Raw genomic sequence first — 17,674 nt, 5'->3', positions numbered from 1 at the left:
CACCGCGTCCTCAGCGGGAATCCGTGGACCGCTCCAGCAGCGGTGCCGCGTCGGAGAGTACCCCGGTGATCCTCGCCAGCGTCGCCTCGTCCCGCTCCACGGCGTCGAGTACCGGCCCGGCCGCCGTGTTCCAGCGCCGGGCGACCGCGGCGGCGTCTTCGCCGGTCAGCAGGCCGGCGGCCTGTGCCGCGGCGCCGAGCGCGACCAGCTCCTTCGCCTCGGGGATCTGGACGGGACGCCCCGACAGCCGCCGTACCGTCTCCTGCCAGGCGCCCCCACGCGCCCCGCCGCCGATCAGGAGCAGCGGCGCCGACGGGTCGGCATCGGCGTCGAGCACCAGGTCGAGGGCGTTGAGCAGCGAGTGGACGGCGCCGTCGTACGCGGACTGGAGCAGCTGACCGGCGGTCGTGTCGTGCCGCAGTCCGTACAGGAGGCCGGAGGAGTGCGGGAGATTCGGGGTGCGTTCGCCGTCCAGGAAGGGCAGGAGCGTCGCCTCGGTGCCGGGTTCGACGGCCTCCCGGTCCAGGCCCAGCAGGCTCGCCACGCGGTCCACGGCGAGCGTGCAGTTCAGGGTGCAGGCGAGCGGCAGCCAGTCCCCGCGCGCGTCGGCGAAACCCGCCACCGTGCCGGTCGGGTCGGCCGGGCGCAGCCGCGAGACGGCGTACACGGTGCCGGACGTGCCGAGGCTCATCACCGGCACACCGGGACGGAGCCCGAGTCCCAGAGCGGCGGCCGCGTTGTCACCGGTGCCCGCGGCGACCAGGGTGCCCTTCGTGAACGGCAGGCCGTGGCCGTCGCGCACGGTGCCGACCACCTCGCCGGGCCGGACCACCCGGGGGAGCAGTGCCGGGTCGAGTCCCACGTGCGCGAGGATGTCCTCGTCGTACGACTCCGTGCCGGACGCCCACCAGCCGGTGCCGGACGCGTCGCCCCGGTCGGTGGTCCCCTCGCCGGTGAGCCGCTCCGTGAGGTAGTCGTGCGGGAGGCGTACGGCCTTCGCCGCGCGGATCGCGTCCGGCTCGTGTTCCGCCAGCCAGGCCCACTTGGTGACCGTGAAGGACGCGCTGGGCACGCTGCCCGTGCGCTCCGCCCAGGACTTGGGGCCGCCCAACTCCTCGATCAGGCGCCGGGCCTGCGGGGCGGAACGCACGTCGTTCCACAACAGCGCCGGGCGCACCGGCTCGCCCTGCGCGTCCAGGGTGACGAGCCCGTGCTGCTGCCCGCCGATCGACACCGCGGCGGCCTCGCGGGCGGCGTCGCCGCACTGGCGCAGCGCCTCGCCCAGCGCGTCCCACCACTGGCGCGGATCGCTCTCCCGGCCGGCTCCGGAGGACACGGTGTGGGGGGCCTGGCCGCTCGCGACGACCCGGCCGGTGGCCGCGTCGACGACCAGCGCCTTCGTGGACTGGGTGGATGTGTCCACACCGACGACGAGCGGACCCTCGGCTGCTGACATCGGTCTACTCCCTCTTCCCGGACTTCACTGCTTCGGGCACTGGCACACCTTGTCCCTTCCCAGGACCGTGTGTGCATACTAATTTGTAAAGCGCCATGACGAAATAGTCGGCAGCGAGTGATCGGCAGCGAGTGAGGAGCCGCGGAATGAACTACCAGCCCACTCCCGAGGACAGGTTCACGTTCGGTTTGTGGACGGTCGGCTGGCAGGGCCGTGATCCGTTCGGCGACGCCACCCGGCGAGCCCTGGACCCGGCTGAATCGGTGCGTCGCCTGGCCGAGCTGGGCGCCCACGGCGTCACGTTCCACGACGACGACCTGATCCCGTTCGGGTCGAGCGACTCGGAGCGGGAGGCGCACGTCAAGCGTTTCCGGCAGGCCCTGGACGCCACCGGCATGAAGGTGCCGATGGCGACGACGAACCTGTTCACGCATCCGGTGTTCAAGGACGGCGCCTTCACCGCGAACGACCGGGACGTACGCCGGTACGCACTGCGCAAGACGATCCGCAACATCGACCTCGCGGTCGAGCTGGGCGCGAGCGTGTACGTCGCCTGGGGCGGCCGGGAGGGAGCGGAGTCCGGTGCGGCCAAGGACGTACGGGACGCCCTCGAGCGGATGAAGGAGGCCTTCGACCTGCTGGGCGAGTACGTCACCGAGCAGGGCTACGACTTGAGGTTCGCGATCGAACCGAAGCCGAACGAGCCGCGCGGTGACATCCTGCTGCCGACGGTGGGCCACGCGCTGGCGTTCATCGAGCGCCTCGAGCGGCCGGAGCTGTACGGCGTCAACCCGGAGGTCGGCCACGAGCAGATGGCGGGGCTGAACTTCCCGCACGGGATCGCACAGGCGCTGTGGGCGGGCAAGCTGTTCCACATCGACCTCAACGGCCAGTCCGGCATCAAGTACGACCAGGACCTGCGGTTCGGCGCGGGCGACCTGCGGGCGGCGTTCTGGCTCGTCGACCTGCTGGAGCGGGCCGGATACGCGGGCCCGCGGCACTTCGACTTCAAGCCGCCCCGCACCGAGGACCTCGACGGCGTGTGGGCGTCCGCGGCCGGCTGCATGCGCAACTACCTGATCCTCAAGGACCGCGCGGCCTCCTTCCGCGCCGACCCGCAGGTGCAGGAGGCCCTGGCCGCGGCCCGCCTGGACGAACTGGCCCGCCCGACCGCCGAGGACGGCCTGGCGGCACTGCTGGCCGACCCGACCGCGTACGACACCTTCGACGTGGACGCGGCCGCCGCCCGCGGTATGGCGTTCGAGCACCTCGACCAGCTCGCCATGGATCACCTCCTCGGCGCCCGCTGAGGCACCACGGAGGGGCCCGTCGCGGACCGGCCGGCTCCGGCCTCCCTCCGTGCGCCGGAAGGAGGCCGGAGCCCTCGCGCGGGAAGTGCCCCGCCGCGCGGGGGCCGGGACGTCAGGGCTGGTCCACCGTCCCCGGGGCGGCCGAGGCAAGCGCCGTGGCCGGGTCCTGGACCGGCCCGCCCACGGGCACCCAACGGCCACGCTCCTTGCGGTACGGCCACCAGCGGCCCTCGTGGTCCAGGCGGAGCTGCCGCGGTTCCCCGACGACGGTCCACCGGTTGGCCCGCGCCCGCAACGACGGGCGTTCGTCGGCCTCCCAGGCCGACTCCAGCGCGGCACGCGCGCGTGCGAGCGCCTCGCCCCGGGGCGCCCACTCCTCCTCGAGTACGGACAGGCCGGTCACGCCGCCGAGCCGCCACGCGTCCACCGCGACGGTCAGCGCCTCCGGTGTGCGCCCCGAACCCTCGCCGAGGCGCCGCAGTACCTCGGGGCCGGGCTCGCCCGCGGCCAGTCGTACCGCGTCCTGCGATGCCGTCGCCTCCCTGCCCGAGGCTTGCTGCTCGTGCCCGCCGCGCAGGGCCTCGGCGAGCAGCCGGTGCGCGTCCGCGGCGGCGCTGGAGGCCAGGTGGGCCACGGCGGACGGATCGACGCCGTACGGGGGTGCCGTCTCGGTGTCCAGGGACGGCGGCACGCCGGGGCCGTCCTCGAGTCCGGGCGGCGCGGGCAGCGGAGGCAGCACGTCCGCGGCCGCGTACGCCTCGTCGGCGTCCACGCCCTCCCGGCGGGACGCGGACTCCCGAGCGGGTGCGCCGCCCTGCGCCTGGAGTGCCTCGAGCAGGGTGCCCTCCGCGCGGCCTCGCATCAGCAGCAGGATGAAGGGGTCCTGGTCCAGCAGCCTGGCCACCTGGTAGCAGAGGGCGGCGGTGTGCCCGCAGTGGTCCCAGGCGCCGCAGTCGCACTCCGGCTCCAAGTCGCCCATGCCGGGCAGCAGATCGATGCCGGCGGTCGCCGCGTCCTCCACCAGGTGCGGGGGCATGTCCCGGTCCAGCAGTGCAGCGACGTGCCCGGAGCGCTCGATCGCCATGTCGACAAAACGATCCCACTGTGCTTCGGACAGCTGCTCCAGCAGGACGTCGGCCCGATGCGCCGTGCGATCGCGGTCCTGGACGACGGCCGTGATGCGCCCCGGCCGCACCGACACGGCGCCGACCGCTCCCGCGCGTGCGAGACGGCGCCCCGACTTCACCTGGGCCGCGTCCATCGCCGCGTCCTCCAGTGCCTTCAGCCAGGCCAGACCCCACCAGGTCTGGGCGAAGCCCCGTCCGTGCGAGGGGGGCAGCGCGGTGAACGTCCGCTCCGTGTCGTCGTCGTACCGGGTCATCGGGTACCCCCTCGCAGTTCGACCAGGTCGGCCAGTTGCGCGTCCGTCAGCTCGGTGAACGCCGCCTCGCCGGTGCCCAGTACAGCCTCGGCGAGTTCTCTCTTGCGGTGCAGCAGGGCGGCGATGCGGTCCTCGATCGTCCCCTCGGCGACCAGCCGGTGCACCTGCACGGGGCGGGTCTGGCCGATGCGGTAGGCGCGATCGGTGGCCTGCGCTTCGACCGCCGGATTCCACCAGCGGTCGTAGTGCACGACGTGCTCCGCGCGTGTGAGGTTCAGTCCGGTGCCCGCGGCCTTCAGCGACAGCAGGAAGACCGGTACCTCCCCCTCCTGGAACCGGCGGACCATCGACTCGCGTGCCGTGACGGACGTGCCGCCGTGCAGGAACAGCGACGCCACGCCGCGAGCGGCCAGGTGCCGTTCGAGGAGACGGGCCATCTGCACGTACTGCGTGAAAACCAGCACGCTCGCCTCCTCGGCGAGGATCGTGTCGAGCAACTCGTCGAGCAGTTCCAGCTTCCCCGAGCGGCCCCCGATCCTCGGCCGGTCCTCCTTGAGGAACTGCGCCGGGTGGTTGCAGATCTGCTTCAGGCTCGTCAGCAGTTTCACGATCATGCCGCGCCGCGCCATGCTGTCGGCCCCGGCGATCTCCGTGAGCGCCTCGCGCACCACCGCCTCGTACAGGCCCGCCTGTTCCGCCGTCAGCGACACGGGACGGTCGGTCTCGGTCTTCGGTGGCAGCTCGGGTGCGATCCCCGGATCAGACTTGCGGCGTCGCAGCAGGAATGGCCGTACGAGCCGGGCGAGTCGCTCCGCCGCGGCAGGGTCCTCGCCGCTCTCGACGGCCTGGGCGTACTGACGGCGGAAGGTGCCGAGCCGGCCCAGCAGGCCCGGGGTGGCCCAGTCGAGGACGGCCCACAACTCCGAGAGGTTGTTCTCCACCGGGGTGCCGGTGAGGGCCACACGCGCGCGTGCGCCGACGGAGCGCAGTTGGCGCGCGGTCTCCGAGTACGGGTTCTTCACGTGCTGGGCCTCGTCCGCCACGACCATGCCCCACGGCACGGCGGAGAGACGTTCCGTGTCCAGGCGCATGGTCCCGTAGGTGGTGAGCACGAACTCGCCGTCCGTGAGGCCGTCCAGGTCACGTCGGGTGCCGTGGAAGCGGCGAACCGGTGTGCCGGGCGCGAACCGCTCGATCTCCCGCTGCCAGTTGCCCATCAGGGAGGTCGGGCAGACCACCAGGGTGGGACCGCCGGTGGCCGGGTCGGTCTGCCGGTGCAGGTGCAGGGCGATCAGCGTGATGGTCTTGCCGAGGCCCATGTCGTCGGCGAGGCAGCAGCCGAGGCCCAGTGATGTCATGCGGACCAGCCAGTTGAGCCCTCGCCGCTGGTAGTCGCGCAGTGTGGCGTCGAGCGCGGCGGGCTGCGGGACCGCCTCCTGCGCCTCGGGGTCGGCCAGCCGCTCCCGCAGCGTTGCCAGCCAGCCGGTGGGGCGCACCTCGACGCGGTGGCCGTCGACGTCCGTCGAGCCGGTGAGAACGGCCGCGAGCGCGTCCACCGGTGTGACCTTGTGGTCCTGTCGGGCGCGGGCGCGGTGGACCTCCCCGGGGTCGACCAGCACCCATTGGTCGCGCAGGCGCACGAGCGGCCGTCCTGCCTCGGCGAGCAGGTCCAGCTCCTCGCGCGTGAGGCTCTTGTCGCCCAGGGCGAACGTCCAGTTGAAGGCGAGCAGCGCGTCGGCGGAGAGCAGCGAAGGGCCGCCCTCCGCGGCAGCCGCGAGGGCCGCCCGCGCGTCGTCCGGCGGTCCGACCTCCGCGCGTGCGGTCAGATCGCGGGCCAGCTGCCTCGGCCAGTGCACGTCGATCCCCGCGCTCGCGAGCGCCCGGGACCCCGTGCCGAGCAACTCGGTCACGTCCGCGTCCGCCAGTTCGACGGCGTCCGGCACGGCGGCCGACAGCAGCGGTGTGAGCGCCGGCCAGGCCCGTGCCGCGCGGCGCAGGGCGAGCAGGGCGTCCATGCGCGCGCGCGTGCCGAACGCCTCGCCCACGGCGCCGGCCCACACCTCGGCGGCGTCGGCGACGAGCGCGGGGTCGCTGACGCCGTGCACCTGGAGCACCGCCCGGAACGCCGGCTTCTCCTCGGCGGGAGCGTCGGCCGACAGGCCCCGCACCTCGACGCGCAAGGACAGCCGCACCCCCGCGTCGTGTCCGGCGGCGACGTCGGCGGCCCATTCGCGCAGCTCGGGCATCCGCCGCGGCTCCCGTGAGGCGTAGGCGGGACCGGCCGTCACCAGTGCGGCGGCGGGTGAGCGGGGCAGTGTGTCCGCCACCGCGTCCAGGAAGGCGCGTACCAGCCGTTCCGGGTCGTGAAGCCGCGGCGGATCGGTGTCGTCCACCGGGACCGCGTGCGCCTCCGGCGGCATGGCGGCGGCGAGATGGCGGACCCGCTCGGTCTCCTCCGCGCCCAGCGGGCCGGCCCGCCAGGCGTCGTGGTCGGCCGTGGACAGGCCCGGCAGCAGCAGCCCGCGCGCGACCAGGTGCAGCGCCTCGACGGCGACGGCGCCCCAGAACACCGACGACCGGTGGGCGTGTGCGGAGGTACGCGCGCGCGTGAGGACCGGCAGGGCCGCCCGGAGCGGCAGCACCACCGCGGGAACGCTCACCCGTTCCACACCGTCGCCGCCGGGCAGGACGACATTCAGGTCCTCGACGGTCGGGTGCTCCCGGCCGCCCGGGGTGCTTCCGGGTGCGGCGCCATCGGGCCGCCAGAAGGCCACGGCGCCGGTGCGGGCGGGTTCACCGGGCAGGAAGACAGCGCAGCAGCCGACGCTTGCGGAGATCTCGGAAGGGGTTTCCGGGAGAGCGGTCTGCACAGTGATGATGTATTCCTCAAATTTGACTAGTCAGTATGCGGCGGCCGACTGTACACCACTCCTGAGGTCACGGGGTGTGGATGACCTGTGGCATGGGTCACTATTCAAGGAGAGGGATGTTCTCTCCCCGGGTGGACGGATGGATGCGCCGACGGGCGGGCGGCTACGCCCACGGGTCTCTCAGGGTCGTCGGGGTCCGGTCTCAGGGACGTCTCAGGGTCGCGGTACGGAACCGCCGGGAGCGCGGGCCCGTTTTCAGGACAGAGAGCGGCAGTGGCCGCGAAGGAGGCGACACCATGTCGAAGAACGCCAAGGTCGCAGCAGGGGGTGTGGCGGTCGGGCTCATCCTGCTGATCTGGCTGCCCTGGTGGGCCGCCCTGCTGATAGTTCTGGGAGTCCCGGCCGCCGCTTACCTCACCCTGGACCCTTCCCAGCGGCGCAGGCTGCGCCGGACCACGCGCAGGGAGATAGGGCGTTGACGCGCCGGCGCCGCTGCGCGCCCGGCTAACGCAGGGGGCAGGAGTCGATCACGTCGCCGTCCGCGGGCTCGCCGACCGTGTGGTCCGCGGGCGGCGGCGTGCCCCGCTCCACCCACGCGGTCAGCGCGTCGAAGGCCGACCGGAAGCAAGGCAGGATCGGCCGCAGCCGGTCGGGATACGTGTCGTACAGCCCGTCGACATGGGTCCCGCCCCGGACCGTGTAGTAGCGGTGCAGTGCGCCTCGCCCGCGCGCGTCGATCATGCGCGCGTACACGTCGGAGTCGGCGGCCTTGGGCAGCAGTGCGTCCAGATCGCCGTGCAGCGTGATCAACGGCTTCCCGATGCGTCCGGTCAGTGCCACCCGGGCCACCGAGCGATGGACGGAGACAGGACGTGCGGCGTAGTCATAGGCGGCGTCGGAGGCGCACGGCGCGAGGATCTCCTCCAAGGAGGACCCTGCCGAGCTGCCCGGGCAGCGTGGGTCGTACGACGGATCGAATTCGGCCCGGTAGATCTTCTGCGTCACGCCCCAGTAGGCGTTCTCGTGGTACGGCCACAGAAACTCGGAGCCACGGGCGAACCCGGCCGTGTACAAGTCCTCGTCCCGGGCCGAGCCGAGCCTCCGGGCGACCGCGGTCGGCAGCGAAGTGAGCAGGCTGGGCCCGTCCGCCGTCCACAGGGCTCCCTCCCAGTCCACGCCACCGTCGTAGAGCCCGGGGTGGTTCTCCAACTGCCAGCGGGTGAGATAGCCGCCGTTGGAGATGCCGGTGATGTACGTGCGGCGTGGCGCGTGGCCGTAGCGCTGGGCCGCCACCCGTCGGGCGGCCCGGGTCAGCTGGGTGGTGCGCGCGTTCCACTCGGCGACCGCGTCTCCGGGACGGACACCGTCCCGGTAGAAGTCGGTTCCGCTGTTCCCCTTGTCGGTGGCGGCGTACGCGTACCCCTGCGCGAGGACCCGGTCGGAGATCGCCTTGTCCGTGGCGTACTGCTTGCGGTTCCCGGGCGCCCCCGTCACGACCAGGCCGCCGTTCCAGTGGTCCGGGAGCCGGATCACGAACTGCGCGTCGTGCCGCCAGCCGTGCGTCGTGTTGAAGCGGGAGGAGTCCGGGAAGTACCCGTCGATCTGAATGCCCGGAACGCCGGACGGCGTCCTGGTGCCGGCCGCCGTCAGTCCGGCCTGGTCGGCCAGGTCGGTGTACCGGGTGCCGGCCAGCCCGGTGGTGGTCAGATCGGCCAGGCAGGCGCCGCGTTGCAGGGCCGCGCCCGGCACACGCACGCGCTCCAGCCGGGCACAGTGTCCGCCCGTCTCCGCCGCGGCGGTGGCCGCGGGAGCCGGCCCGGTGAGCGTGACGGCCGTCAGGACGGCGGCGAGGAACGGGACACCACGGGACAGACGCATCAGGGCCTCCGGACGCGACGGGGGAAGTGAGGTCGAGGGGTGCCCATGGTGCGGGCCCGCCACGACCCCTTCCATGGGCTGGAGCCACATGGAGAGGAGGCCGATCATGGAGGTTGAAGACAGGCGGGGCCTCTGTGCCCCTGGTCAGCTCGGACGTACGGCCATCTTGTCGAGGGCCTCCAGGAGGCCGGGCAGAGACGGCCCCCGGCCCACCGGCAGGACCTCGCCGGGCTCCTCGTCGAGCAGGATGAAGGCGATGTCGTCGGTCCGGGCGACGAGCGACCAACCGGGGCCGTCGGCCCGCAGCGTCCGCGCGTCCCCCGGTGCGAACGACGACCGGACCCGGCCGAGCGGTGGGGGAGTGTCGACGTAGGAGCGAGCCTCCGCGAGCACCCGCCGGACCCCGCCGTGCCCAGAGGACGCCGCGTCGTCCTCGCCGCCCGCGACGCCGGTCGAGACCGGCGCTTCGTCGCGCGTGCCCTCCCCGGTAATCGCGTCGGCCTCCACGTCGCCGGAAGGCGTGTCGGGCGAGGCGCCGGCACCACCCGCCGCCGGGAACTCCGCGTCGTCGATCTGCTCCCGCCACTGCGCCCACTGCAGGGCGATCTCGTCGGCCCCCAGACGCCGCTGGGCGGGCCCCCACACCGTGGTGTCCGGCGGACACAGCGCGGGCTGGCCGGCGGACTCGGGCCCGGGATCGTGCGGCGCGGGTACACCGGGTGCCGCCACGGCGACCGCCAGGGGCCAGCCGGGCAGCGCCGCGACGACCGTGCGCTCGTCCGGCGACAGGTCGTACTCCATGCCGCAGTCCCAGGAGGCCACGGCCACGGCCACCAGCGACACGTCGTCGACGACGACGGTCCACCGGGCACCGTCACCGTCCTGGCCGAGCACCAGTCCGTAGCCGTCGGCCAGTGGCGGGAGACCGAGCGCGGCGCACGCCTCCGGGTAGTCGTCGCCCAGCACACTCGGAAACTTCGCCGGCGTCAGCAGCACCGCCGTGAGCACATAGAGCGCGTCGTCCGCGGCGGCGACGGCGTCCTCATCCGTCCCGGCCATCCCAGCCTCCCCATCGGTTCGTCCAATGGCGCGCACCCTAGTGCGCCCGGGAATGCCTTGTCACGACTCCCAGACGCACCCGAGCTGCAGTTTTCCGGCTGGACGGGGGCGAATCGACCACGCGCCGCGGGGATCCGACGGTCAGGTCGCGGGCAGCCCCAGGAGCGCGCGGGCGACGTCTCGCGGCGACTGGTCGCGCTCCCGCGCGAGCGTGGCCACGGCCCGGCACGCCAGCTCGTTCACCCCGAACGACAGGGCCTCCGGGGACACCCAGCCCGCCGCTTCGTCGATCCGGTCCTGATCGTCGTCCGCACACGCGGAGACGTACGCGGCCGCGGCCTCGAACAGATTGTGCGTCCTGGGGCTCCCTCCCGCCTTGCCCTCCGTGCGCCGGGCGGCGCGAGATCTGTCCCAAGCATCGAGGATCCTGCGGAACAAGCGGACCACCCTCCCGATCACCATGGCCGATCGTGCATATCCTGCTACTCAACGTAGAGTTGAAGCCTCGGCGGCAGAAGGGTACGGCCACGGTGAAGCGCTTCCAACGGCTGGCGGAGATCCGGCGCATGGATCCCCACGAGGACGCCTCCGAGATCTACCGGCTGTCCTCGGCCTACGAGTTCCCCTGGGACTTCAGCCGTGCCCTGGAACTGGCCCTCTTCCGCACCTACGCCGTGCCGAGCATCGGCCGACTGCTGGCCGAGACGGCGGAGTTCACCGACCGGCCGCAGAAGCGGTACGACGACACGGCACTGCTGCTCGACGCCGTCGTCGAGCACGGTTTCGGCAGCGAGCAGGGCCGCACCGCCATCCGTCGCATCAACCGGATGCACCGCAGCTACGACATCGCCAACGACGACATGCGGTATGTCCTGTGCACGTTCGTCGTGACCCCGAAGCGCTGGATCGACGCCTACGCGTGGCGCAGGATGTCGCGGCACGAGACCGTCGCCTCCGCCGTCCACTACCGCACGCTGGGACGGCACATGGGGATCCAGGACATCCCCGGTTCCTACGAGGAGTTCGAGGACTGCCTCGACACCTACGAGGCAGCCCACTTCGCCTGGGACGAGAGCGCCCGCAGGGTCTCCGACGCCACCCTCGACCTCATGGCCTCCTGGTACCCACGCCCCCTCGCGCCCCTCCTGCGCGCGGGGACACTCTCCCTGCTCGACGAGCCCCTGCTGCGGGCCTTCCGGTACACCCCGCCGAGCCCCACCACACGTGCGATCGTGCGCCTCGCGGTGCGGCTGCGCGGGCGCGCCGTCCGGCTGATGCCACCGAGGAGCGCTCCCCACCACGCCCGGCAGAACCGGGAGATCAAGGGCTACCCGAAGGGCTACCGGCTGTCCGAGCTGGGCACCCGCCCGGTCCCCGGCGTGCGGGGCTGCCCGGTCCCCCACATCGACACGTCGTCAGCCGAGTGAGCCGATCGTCCCGCGCGGTGAGCCGAGGCCGGTCCGGGGGGGCTCCGGAAGCCGCGGGCGGGCGCGGTGTCCGTCAGCTCTCGCGCACGGCCAGGGCCAGGAAGCGGTCGTCCTCGTCGACGTACGACGTCATGCGCCACCCCGAACCGGCCAGCAGCGGTTGCAGGTTTGCCTCCGCGCGCAGATCGTCCGGTGTGATCCGCCGCCCCTGCCGTGCCGCGAGCGCCGCCCGGCCGATCGGGTGGAACAGGGCCAGCGCACCGCCGGGACGCACGACGCGCGCCAGTTCCCGCAGGTTCACGCCGGGCTCGGGGAGGTGCGCGATGAGGCCCGCCGCGAACACGGCGTCGAGCGACCGCGCGCGCAACGGCAGCGCGGCGACATCGGCCAGCAGCAACCGTCCGTCACGGTCCCTACCGGCCCGTACGGCGGCCTGGAGCATGGCCGGTGTCAGATCGGCCCCGAGGACCAGCCCCGACGGCCCCACGGCCGCCCGCAGTGGCGGCAGGGCACGTCCGGTGCCGCAGCCCGCGTCGAGCACCCGGTCACCCTCGCGCAACCCCAACTGGGCCACCGCAGCCGAGTAGGCGGGCCCGTCGTCGGGGAAGCGGCTGTCCCAGCCGGCCGCGCGTGCGCCGAAGAACTCTTGGACGTGCGTGTGGTCGTCGCTCATGGTCCGCATGATTCCCCAAACGTGCGAGGGATGCCGAGGCGCACACGTTCGAGCGTGACGCGATCGTTCCAGCGCTTCTCTGTGTCAGATAGCAACACCTTTCGAAATGCGCCCCCGTTGTGCGCCCTGCCCGGTACTAGCGTCCCGGGGTCATGGGACACCTGGACCACGCTGCCCTCGGCTGGCTGACCCCGGTGCTGTCGTACGCGATGGCCTGCACCGGCGCGGCCCTCGGACTGCGCTGCACCGTGCGCGCCCTCGCCACCACCGGGCGCTCGCGCCGCAACTGGCTGCTGACCGCGGCCTCGGCCATCGGCACGGGCATCTGGACGATGCACTTCGTCGCCATGCTCGGCTTCCGGGCCAGCGGCACCGACATCCGCTACGACGTACCGCTCACCCTCGCCAGCCTGCTCGTCGCGATGCTCGTCGTCTGCGCCGGCGTCTTCGCGATCGGCTACGGCCGCGACCGCGCGCGGGCACTCCTGCTCGGCGGACTCACCACGGGGATCGGCGTCGCGAGCATGCACTATCTGGGCATGGCGGCCGTGCGCCTGCACGGGGCCGTGAGCTACGACCCGGTACGCGTCGCACTCTCCGTCCTCATCGCCGTCGCCGCGGCCACCGCGGCACTCTGGGCCGCGCTCAACATCAGGTCGCCCCTCGCGGTCACCGTCGCCTCACTGATCATGGGGGCGGCGGTGAGCAGCATGCACTACACCGGCATGTTCGCGGTGAGCGTGCGGGTCACGCCCTCGGGCGAGACGCTCCCCGGGGCCACGGCGATGCAGTTCATCTTCCCCCTCGCCGTCGGCCTCGGGTCCTACCTCTTTCTGACCTCGGCCTTCGTCGCGCTGTCACCGACGGCGGGGGAACGCGACGCGTCCGCCGCTGCCCGCCGCCCCGTCGGCAGCACCGCCCGGTGACGGCGGACCCGCGCCAACGGCCCGGCGACCACGCCCCGACCCCCGTCCCGAGCGAGGAGGCCATGCGTACACCTCGTACGACCCCCGCAAACGGTGCCGACACGCCGTCCCGGCGACCCGCGCGCGGACGTCGCGCGCACGCCGGACCACCTGCCGACGAGGGCCCGGCGGAGCCCACGGGCGAGGCACCCGAATCGGCCGCCACGCGCGCGTGGCGCGGGCGCGTCCAGCCCCGCACCGTGCGCGCCAGGATCGTCTGCCTGCTGATGGTGCCCGTCGTCTCCCTGCTGGCCCTGTGGGCGTACGCCACCGTCACCACCGCCCAGGACATCTCCCGACTGCGGCAGGTGCAGCGCGTGGACGCCGGCGTCCGAGCCCCCGTCGACGCGGCCGTGGCCGCCCTGCAGGCCGAGCGCCTCGCGGCCGTGCGTCACGCCACCGATCCGTCGGCGGTGCCGGACGCCGACTACCGGGAAGTGTCCGAGCGCACCGACCGCGCCGTGGCGAAGCTGCGGCTCGGCGACCGCCACACGGTCGCCGACGGCGAGGAACTGCCCGCCGGAGTGGCACGGCGGCTCGACGCGTTCGTGACCGGCGCCGAACGTCTGGGACCACTGCGCACCGCCGTCCTGGACCGCCGCACCGACTGGGAGAACACCTACCGCCGGTACACGACGGCCATCTCGGCCGCCTTCCGGGTGGGCGGCGCGCTGAGCGGAATCCAGGACGCGGATCTGGGCTCCGACGCGCGCGTGCTGGTCGAGTTCGCCCGCGCGGGCGAGGCGCTTGCCCAGGAGAACGCCCTGCTCGCCGCCGCCCGTCTCGCGGGCCGCCTCGACGGCGAGCGGCTGCGGCTGTTCACCGGCGCCGTCGACACGCGACGGAGCCTCACCGAGTCCGCTGCGACCGACCTGCGCGGCTCGGAACGCGCGGCCTGGCAGGACCTCGCCCGAGACGCCGCCCATACGACCGTGGGGAAGGCAGAGGACGCCTTGCTGGACCCCTCGGCGCAGGACCGCCCGGTCGAGGCGGCAGCACCCCTCGCCGCCTGGGACGAAGCCCACGCGCGCGTGCGGGACGGCATGCGGACGATCGAGCGGGACGCCGCGCGCGGAGTTGCCGACCGGGCCGACCCGTTCACCCGCGGTGCGCTCACCCCGGCCGGGGCCGCGGTCCTCCTCGGACTTCTCGCCGTCGTCGCCTCGCTCGTCATCTCCGTCCGCATCGGCCGCGGCCTCGTGGTCGAGCTGGTGAGCCTGCGCAACAGCGCCCTGGAGATCGCCCGGCACAAGCTCCCGGAAGCCATGCGCAGACTGCGTGCGGGGGAGGAGATCGACATCCCGTCCGAGGCGCCACCCGAACCGGCTGCCGAGGACGAGGCCGGCCAGGTCGCCGAAGCCCTGGGCACCGTGCACCGGGCTGCGCTGCGGGCCGCGGTGGAACGCGCCGAACTCGCCAGCGGCATATCCGGCGTCTTCGTGAACCTCGCCCGCCGCAGCCAGGTCCTCGTCCACCGCCAACTGAGCCTCCTGGACAGCATGGAACGCCGCTCCGACGACCCGGACGAACTGAGCGACCTGTTCCGCCTCGACCACCTCACCACCCGCATGCGGCGACACGCCGAGAGCCTGATCATCCTCTCCGGCGCGGCGCCCGGACGGGCCTGGCGCATGCCGGTCTCCCTCACCGACGTGGTCCGTGCGGCCGTCTCCGAAGTGGAGGACTACGCGCGTGTGGAGGTACGACAGCTTCCCGAGGCATCCGTCGTCGGCGCGGCCGTCGCCGACCTCACGCACCTCTTGGCCGAGATCATCGAGAACGCCGCGCAGTTCTCCCCACCCCACACGCGCGTGCGCGTCACCGGAGAACCCGTCGGCAACGGATACGCGATCGAGGTCGAGGACCGCGGCCTCGGCATGAGCAAGGACAGTCTCGCCGAGGCCAACCACCGCATCGCCCGCTCCGAGGCACTCGACCTGTTCGACAGCGACCGGCTCGGCCTGTTCGTCGTCAGCCGTCTCGCCGCCCGGCAGAACATCAAGGTCCACCTCAAGACCTCTCCCTACGGCGGTACCACCGCCGTCGTCCTGTTACCCACCGCGCTCGTGCACGGCAAAGCCGCGGAACGCTCCCCAGGGGCGGCACACGAGGCGGCCCCACCCACGGAGCGCCTGTACGCGCGCGTGCCGCACGCCGCCGCACACCGGGAGACCGTGCCCGCACCGTCCGGCCGCCCGGCACTGACGACCGCCGCACCAGTGACTGCGGAGACGACGGCGCCGAACCGGCCCCCAGGAGCCCCCGCCTTGCGACTGCACCGATCCCCCGACGTCCCTGACGACTCCGCCGACGGCGTCGGAGACGGAGACGGAGACGGTACTCCGGGCCCGGCCGAGGAGTCCGACAACCTGCCCCGGCGGGTACGCCAGGCCAGCCTCGCGCCCCAACTGCGGGACGGGCGCCCCGCGGAACCCGCTCGGCCGCCCCAGGCACACGGCGACGAAGAGCGCACGCCCGAAGCGGTGCGGGACCGCATGACCGCCTACCGCGACGGCTGGACGCGCGGCGGTGGACGCCGGCCCGGCCACGCGGAGCAGCCGGCCCCGCGGGCCGGCCACAGCAGCGAAGGAGACCTCGCATGATCCACGACCCCGGCACGGGGACCGCCCGGCGGACCCGCGGACTCGACTGGCTGCTGGACGACCTCGTCGGCTGCGTACACGAAGTACGGCATGCCGTCGTGCTCTCGAACGACGGGCTCGCCGTGGGCGCGTCGGCCGGCCTCGGGAGGGAGGACGCCGAACACCTGGCCGCGGTCGCCTCCGGTTTCCACAGCCTGGCCAAGGGCGCGGGCCGGCACTTCGGCGCCGGGGGCGTGCGCCAGACCATGGTCGAGATGGACGACGGCTTCCTGTTCGTGGCCGCCGCGGGCGACGGCTCCTGCCTGGCCGTCCTCACCGCCGTGAGCGCCGACATCGGCCTCGTGGCCTACGAGATGGCCCGGCTGGTCAGACGCGTCGGCGAGCACCTCCACACCGCGCCGCGCGCCGCCGCACGGCCACCTTTCGGCGGATGACCCGGAAGGGCCGCACGGATGACCGACCAGAGCACGGACGGCGGCCGGGAACGGCCGGGCAGCCAGTGGTACGACAGCGAGGCGGGGCCCCTGGTCCGCCCCTACGCGATGACCGGCGGGCGCACCCGTCCCGGACCCACCGGCGTGCGGTTCGACCTCATCGCCCTCGTGACGCGGGTCCCGGGCGCGCCGGGCAGCGACGTCACCGTGCTCGGACCGGAACACCGGACCCTGATCGAGCTGTGCCGCACCGAGACCCAGTCGGTCGCCGAACTCGCGGCGGACGCCGATCTCCCGGTGGGAGTCGTCAGGGTGCTCCTCGGGGACCTGGTGGAACTGGGCTGCGTGACCGTCAGCCGTCCGGTGCCGCCTGCCCAGTTGCCCGACGAACGGATTCTGCGCGAAGTGATCGACGGACTGCGCGCACTTTAGAGAAGGCCGAAGACCATGACCGGCACGCACGCGTACGACCACCCGGACCGAGAGAAGTGATCAATGGTCTCCGAACACGCCGAACACGCCGACCATGCCCGACACACCGCACACCCCGATGCCACGGACGGCGAGTCGGCCGCGCTGGCGCTGAAGATCCTCGTTGCCGGAGGGTTCGGCGTGGGCAAGACCACCCTGGTGGGCGCGGTCAGCGAGATCAGGCCGCTGCGCACGGAAGAACTGCTCAGCGAGGCCGGTCGGTTGGTGGACGACACCGGCGGCATCGACCGCAAGGTCACCACCACCGTCGCGATGGACTTCGGGCGGATCACCATCCGCTCCGGCCTCTCCCTCTACCTCTTCGGCACACCGGGGCAGGACCGCTTCTGGTTCCTCTGGGACGAGTTGTCGCAGGGCGCGCTCGGAGCCGTCGTCCTCGCGGACACCCGGAGGCTGGCGGACTGCTTCCCGGCGGTCGACTACTTCGAGCACCGGCACATCCCGTTCGTGGTGGCGGTCAACTGCTTCACCGGAGCACGCCGGCACGAGGCACAGGACGTACTGCGCGCCCTCGACCTGGACTCCGGAACACCCGTGGTGCTGTGCGACGCCCGGGACCGCGACTCGGGCAAGGAGGTCCTGATCCGGCTCGTCGAGTACGCCGGGCGGATGCACACCGCCCGGCTGCTCGACTCCGTGCGCTGACGTGCCTCAGTCCGCGACGGACTTCTGGGCGAGGACCTTGTCCACGGCGACACGGACGAGGAGTTCGCCCGGGACGCCGTTGCGCGCCCCGAACTCCTCGGCGCGTTCCTCACCCATGTACCGCGCCCCGATGCGGCCGGCCCAGTGCCGGAGTTCGTCGAGATCCTCCGAGAGCCGGGCACGTCCCTGCAGCACCACGAAGTGGAACGGCGGCCGGTCGTCGTCCACGCACAGGGCGATCCGGCCGTCGCGGGCCAGATTGCGCCCCTTCACCGTGTCCTTGCCGGTGTTGAACACGATGTCGTCCCCGTCCAGCAGGAACCAGATCGGCGCCACGTGCGGACTGCCGTCCGCCCGGACGGTCGAGAGCTTGCCGGTGCGGGTGCCGTCCGAGACGAACGCCCGCCATTCCTCATCGGTCATCTTCTGTGCCATGCACCCCATCCTCCTTGCCCGGAGCACGGGCGTGGGGAAGGCTGGC

16 protein-coding genes are annotated in these 17,674 nt (G+C 73.0%); 8 read left to right on the top strand and 8 right to left on the bottom strand.

The window, feature by feature from the left end; all coding sequences use genetic code 11:
• Positions 1-10 precede the first annotated feature (10 nt).
• Positions 11-1,456 carry a xylulokinase gene (xylB, locus tag DMH12_RS06295; protein WP_125490542.1) on the bottom strand — a complete coding sequence of 482 codons (1,446 nt, stop codon included), beginning with the start codon at positions 1,454-1,456 and terminating at the stop codon, positions 11-13.
• Between the two features lie 146 nt (positions 1,457-1,602).
• Here xylB and xylA point away from each other — a divergent pair, with 146 nt between their 5' ends.
• On the top strand, positions 1,603-2,766 hold the full coding sequence (xylA, locus tag DMH12_RS06290; RefSeq protein ID WP_125490541.1) for a xylose isomerase: 1,164 nt from the start codon (positions 1,603-1,605) through the stop codon (positions 2,764-2,766).
• 112 nt (positions 2,767-2,878) lie between these two features.
• On the opposite strand, the gene DMH12_RS06285 is transcribed toward xylA, so the two are convergent.
• Both DMH12_RS06285 and DMH12_RS06280 read right to left on the bottom strand, forming a co-directional pair.
• Complete coding sequence (locus tag DMH12_RS06285; protein ID WP_125490540.1) at positions 2,879-4,147, bottom strand: SWF or SNF family helicase; 1,269 nt, start codon at positions 4,145-4,147, stop codon at positions 2,879-2,881.
• Entirely contained in the window at positions 4,144-7,017 is a 2,874-nt protein-coding gene (locus tag DMH12_RS06280; RefSeq protein ID WP_125490539.1) for a DEAD/DEAH box helicase, read from the bottom strand. Before DMH12_RS06280 ends, DMH12_RS06285 begins: the two co-directional genes overlap by 4 nt.
• Positions 7,018-7,313: 296 nt before the next feature.
• Between DMH12_RS06280 and DMH12_RS06275 the strand changes: the two genes are divergently transcribed.
• Complete coding sequence (locus tag DMH12_RS06275) at positions 7,314-7,496, top strand: hypothetical protein (RefSeq protein ID WP_122620855.1); 183 nt, start codon at positions 7,314-7,316, stop codon at positions 7,494-7,496.
• A 25-nt stretch (positions 7,497-7,521) separates the two neighbouring features.
• Here DMH12_RS06275 and DMH12_RS06270 read toward each other — a convergent pair whose 3' ends face one another.
• From DMH12_RS06270 to DMH12_RS06260, 3 genes are all read right to left on the bottom strand, one after another.
• The gene (locus tag DMH12_RS06270; protein ID WP_125490538.1) at positions 7,522-8,895 is read right to left on the bottom strand and encodes a tannase/feruloyl esterase family alpha/beta hydrolase; all 1,374 of its coding nucleotides are present in this window, start codon (positions 8,893-8,895) and stop codon (positions 7,522-7,524) included.
• Between the two features lie 144 nt (positions 8,896-9,039).
• Positions 9,040-9,954: a hypothetical protein gene (locus DMH12_RS06265; RefSeq protein WP_125490537.1), complete on the bottom strand. Its 915-nt coding sequence runs from the start codon at positions 9,952-9,954 to the stop codon at positions 9,040-9,042.
• Positions 9,955-10,095: 141 nt separating this feature from the next.
• The gene (locus DMH12_RS06260; protein ID WP_185832172.1) at positions 10,096-10,416 is read right to left on the bottom strand and encodes a hypothetical protein; all 321 of its coding nucleotides are present in this window, start codon (positions 10,414-10,416) and stop codon (positions 10,096-10,098) included.
• Between the two features lie 104 nt (positions 10,417-10,520).
• Here DMH12_RS06260 and DMH12_RS06255 point away from each other — a divergent pair, with 104 nt between their 5' ends.
• Positions 10,521-11,381, top strand: coding sequence for an oxygenase MpaB family protein (locus DMH12_RS06255; protein WP_125490536.1), 861 nt, complete (start codon positions 10,521-10,523; stop codon positions 11,379-11,381).
• Positions 11,382-11,454: 73 nt separating this feature from the next.
• Here DMH12_RS06255 and DMH12_RS06250 read toward each other — a convergent pair whose 3' ends face one another.
• Positions 11,455-12,054, bottom strand: coding sequence for a class I SAM-dependent methyltransferase (locus tag DMH12_RS06250; RefSeq protein WP_125490535.1), 600 nt, complete (start codon positions 12,052-12,054; stop codon positions 11,455-11,457).
• Positions 12,055-12,206: 152 nt separating this feature from the next.
• Between DMH12_RS06250 and DMH12_RS06245 the strand changes: the two genes are divergently transcribed.
• The 5 genes from DMH12_RS06245 (at position 12,207) to DMH12_RS06225 (ending at position 17,193) form a co-directional block, all read left to right on the top strand.
• A complete protein-coding gene (locus DMH12_RS06245) occupies positions 12,207-12,980 on the top strand; it encodes an MHYT domain-containing protein (RefSeq protein WP_185832170.1) in 774 nt (257 codons plus the stop codon).
• A 62-nt stretch (positions 12,981-13,042) separates the two neighbouring features.
• Positions 13,043-15,622 carry a nitrate- and nitrite sensing domain-containing protein gene (locus DMH12_RS06240; RefSeq protein ID WP_125490534.1) on the top strand — a complete coding sequence of 860 codons (2,580 nt, stop codon included), beginning with the start codon at positions 13,043-13,045 and terminating at the stop codon, positions 15,620-15,622.
• A complete protein-coding gene (locus DMH12_RS06235; RefSeq protein WP_125490533.1) occupies positions 15,619-16,056 on the top strand; it encodes a roadblock/LC7 domain-containing protein in 438 nt (145 codons plus the stop codon). The genes DMH12_RS06240 and DMH12_RS06235 overlap by 4 nt, the downstream gene beginning before the upstream one ends.
• A gap of 18 nt (positions 16,057-16,074) precedes the next feature.
• Positions 16,075-16,488 carry a DUF742 domain-containing protein gene (locus tag DMH12_RS06230; protein WP_125490532.1) on the top strand — a complete coding sequence of 138 codons (414 nt, stop codon included), beginning with the start codon at positions 16,075-16,077 and terminating at the stop codon, positions 16,486-16,488.
• A gap of 63 nt (positions 16,489-16,551) precedes the next feature.
• Positions 16,552-17,193, top strand: coding sequence for an ATP/GTP-binding protein (locus DMH12_RS06225; protein ID WP_125490531.1), 642 nt, complete (start codon positions 16,552-16,554; stop codon positions 17,191-17,193).
• A 6-nt stretch (positions 17,194-17,199) separates the two neighbouring features.
• Here DMH12_RS06225 and DMH12_RS06220 read toward each other — a convergent pair whose 3' ends face one another.
• Entirely contained in the window at positions 17,200-17,628 is a 429-nt protein-coding gene (locus DMH12_RS06220) for a PPOX class F420-dependent oxidoreductase (protein WP_122620845.1), read from the bottom strand.
• Between the last annotated feature and the right edge of the window lie 46 nt (positions 17,629-17,674).

The organism is Streptomyces sp. WAC 04229 (assembly GCF_003947455.1).
Taxonomy (GTDB): Bacteria; Actinomycetota; Actinomycetes; order Streptomycetales; family Streptomycetaceae; genus Streptomyces.
The sequence above is the reverse complement of the archived record's forward strand: the minus strand, read 5'-3'. Positions and strand labels throughout refer to the sequence as shown.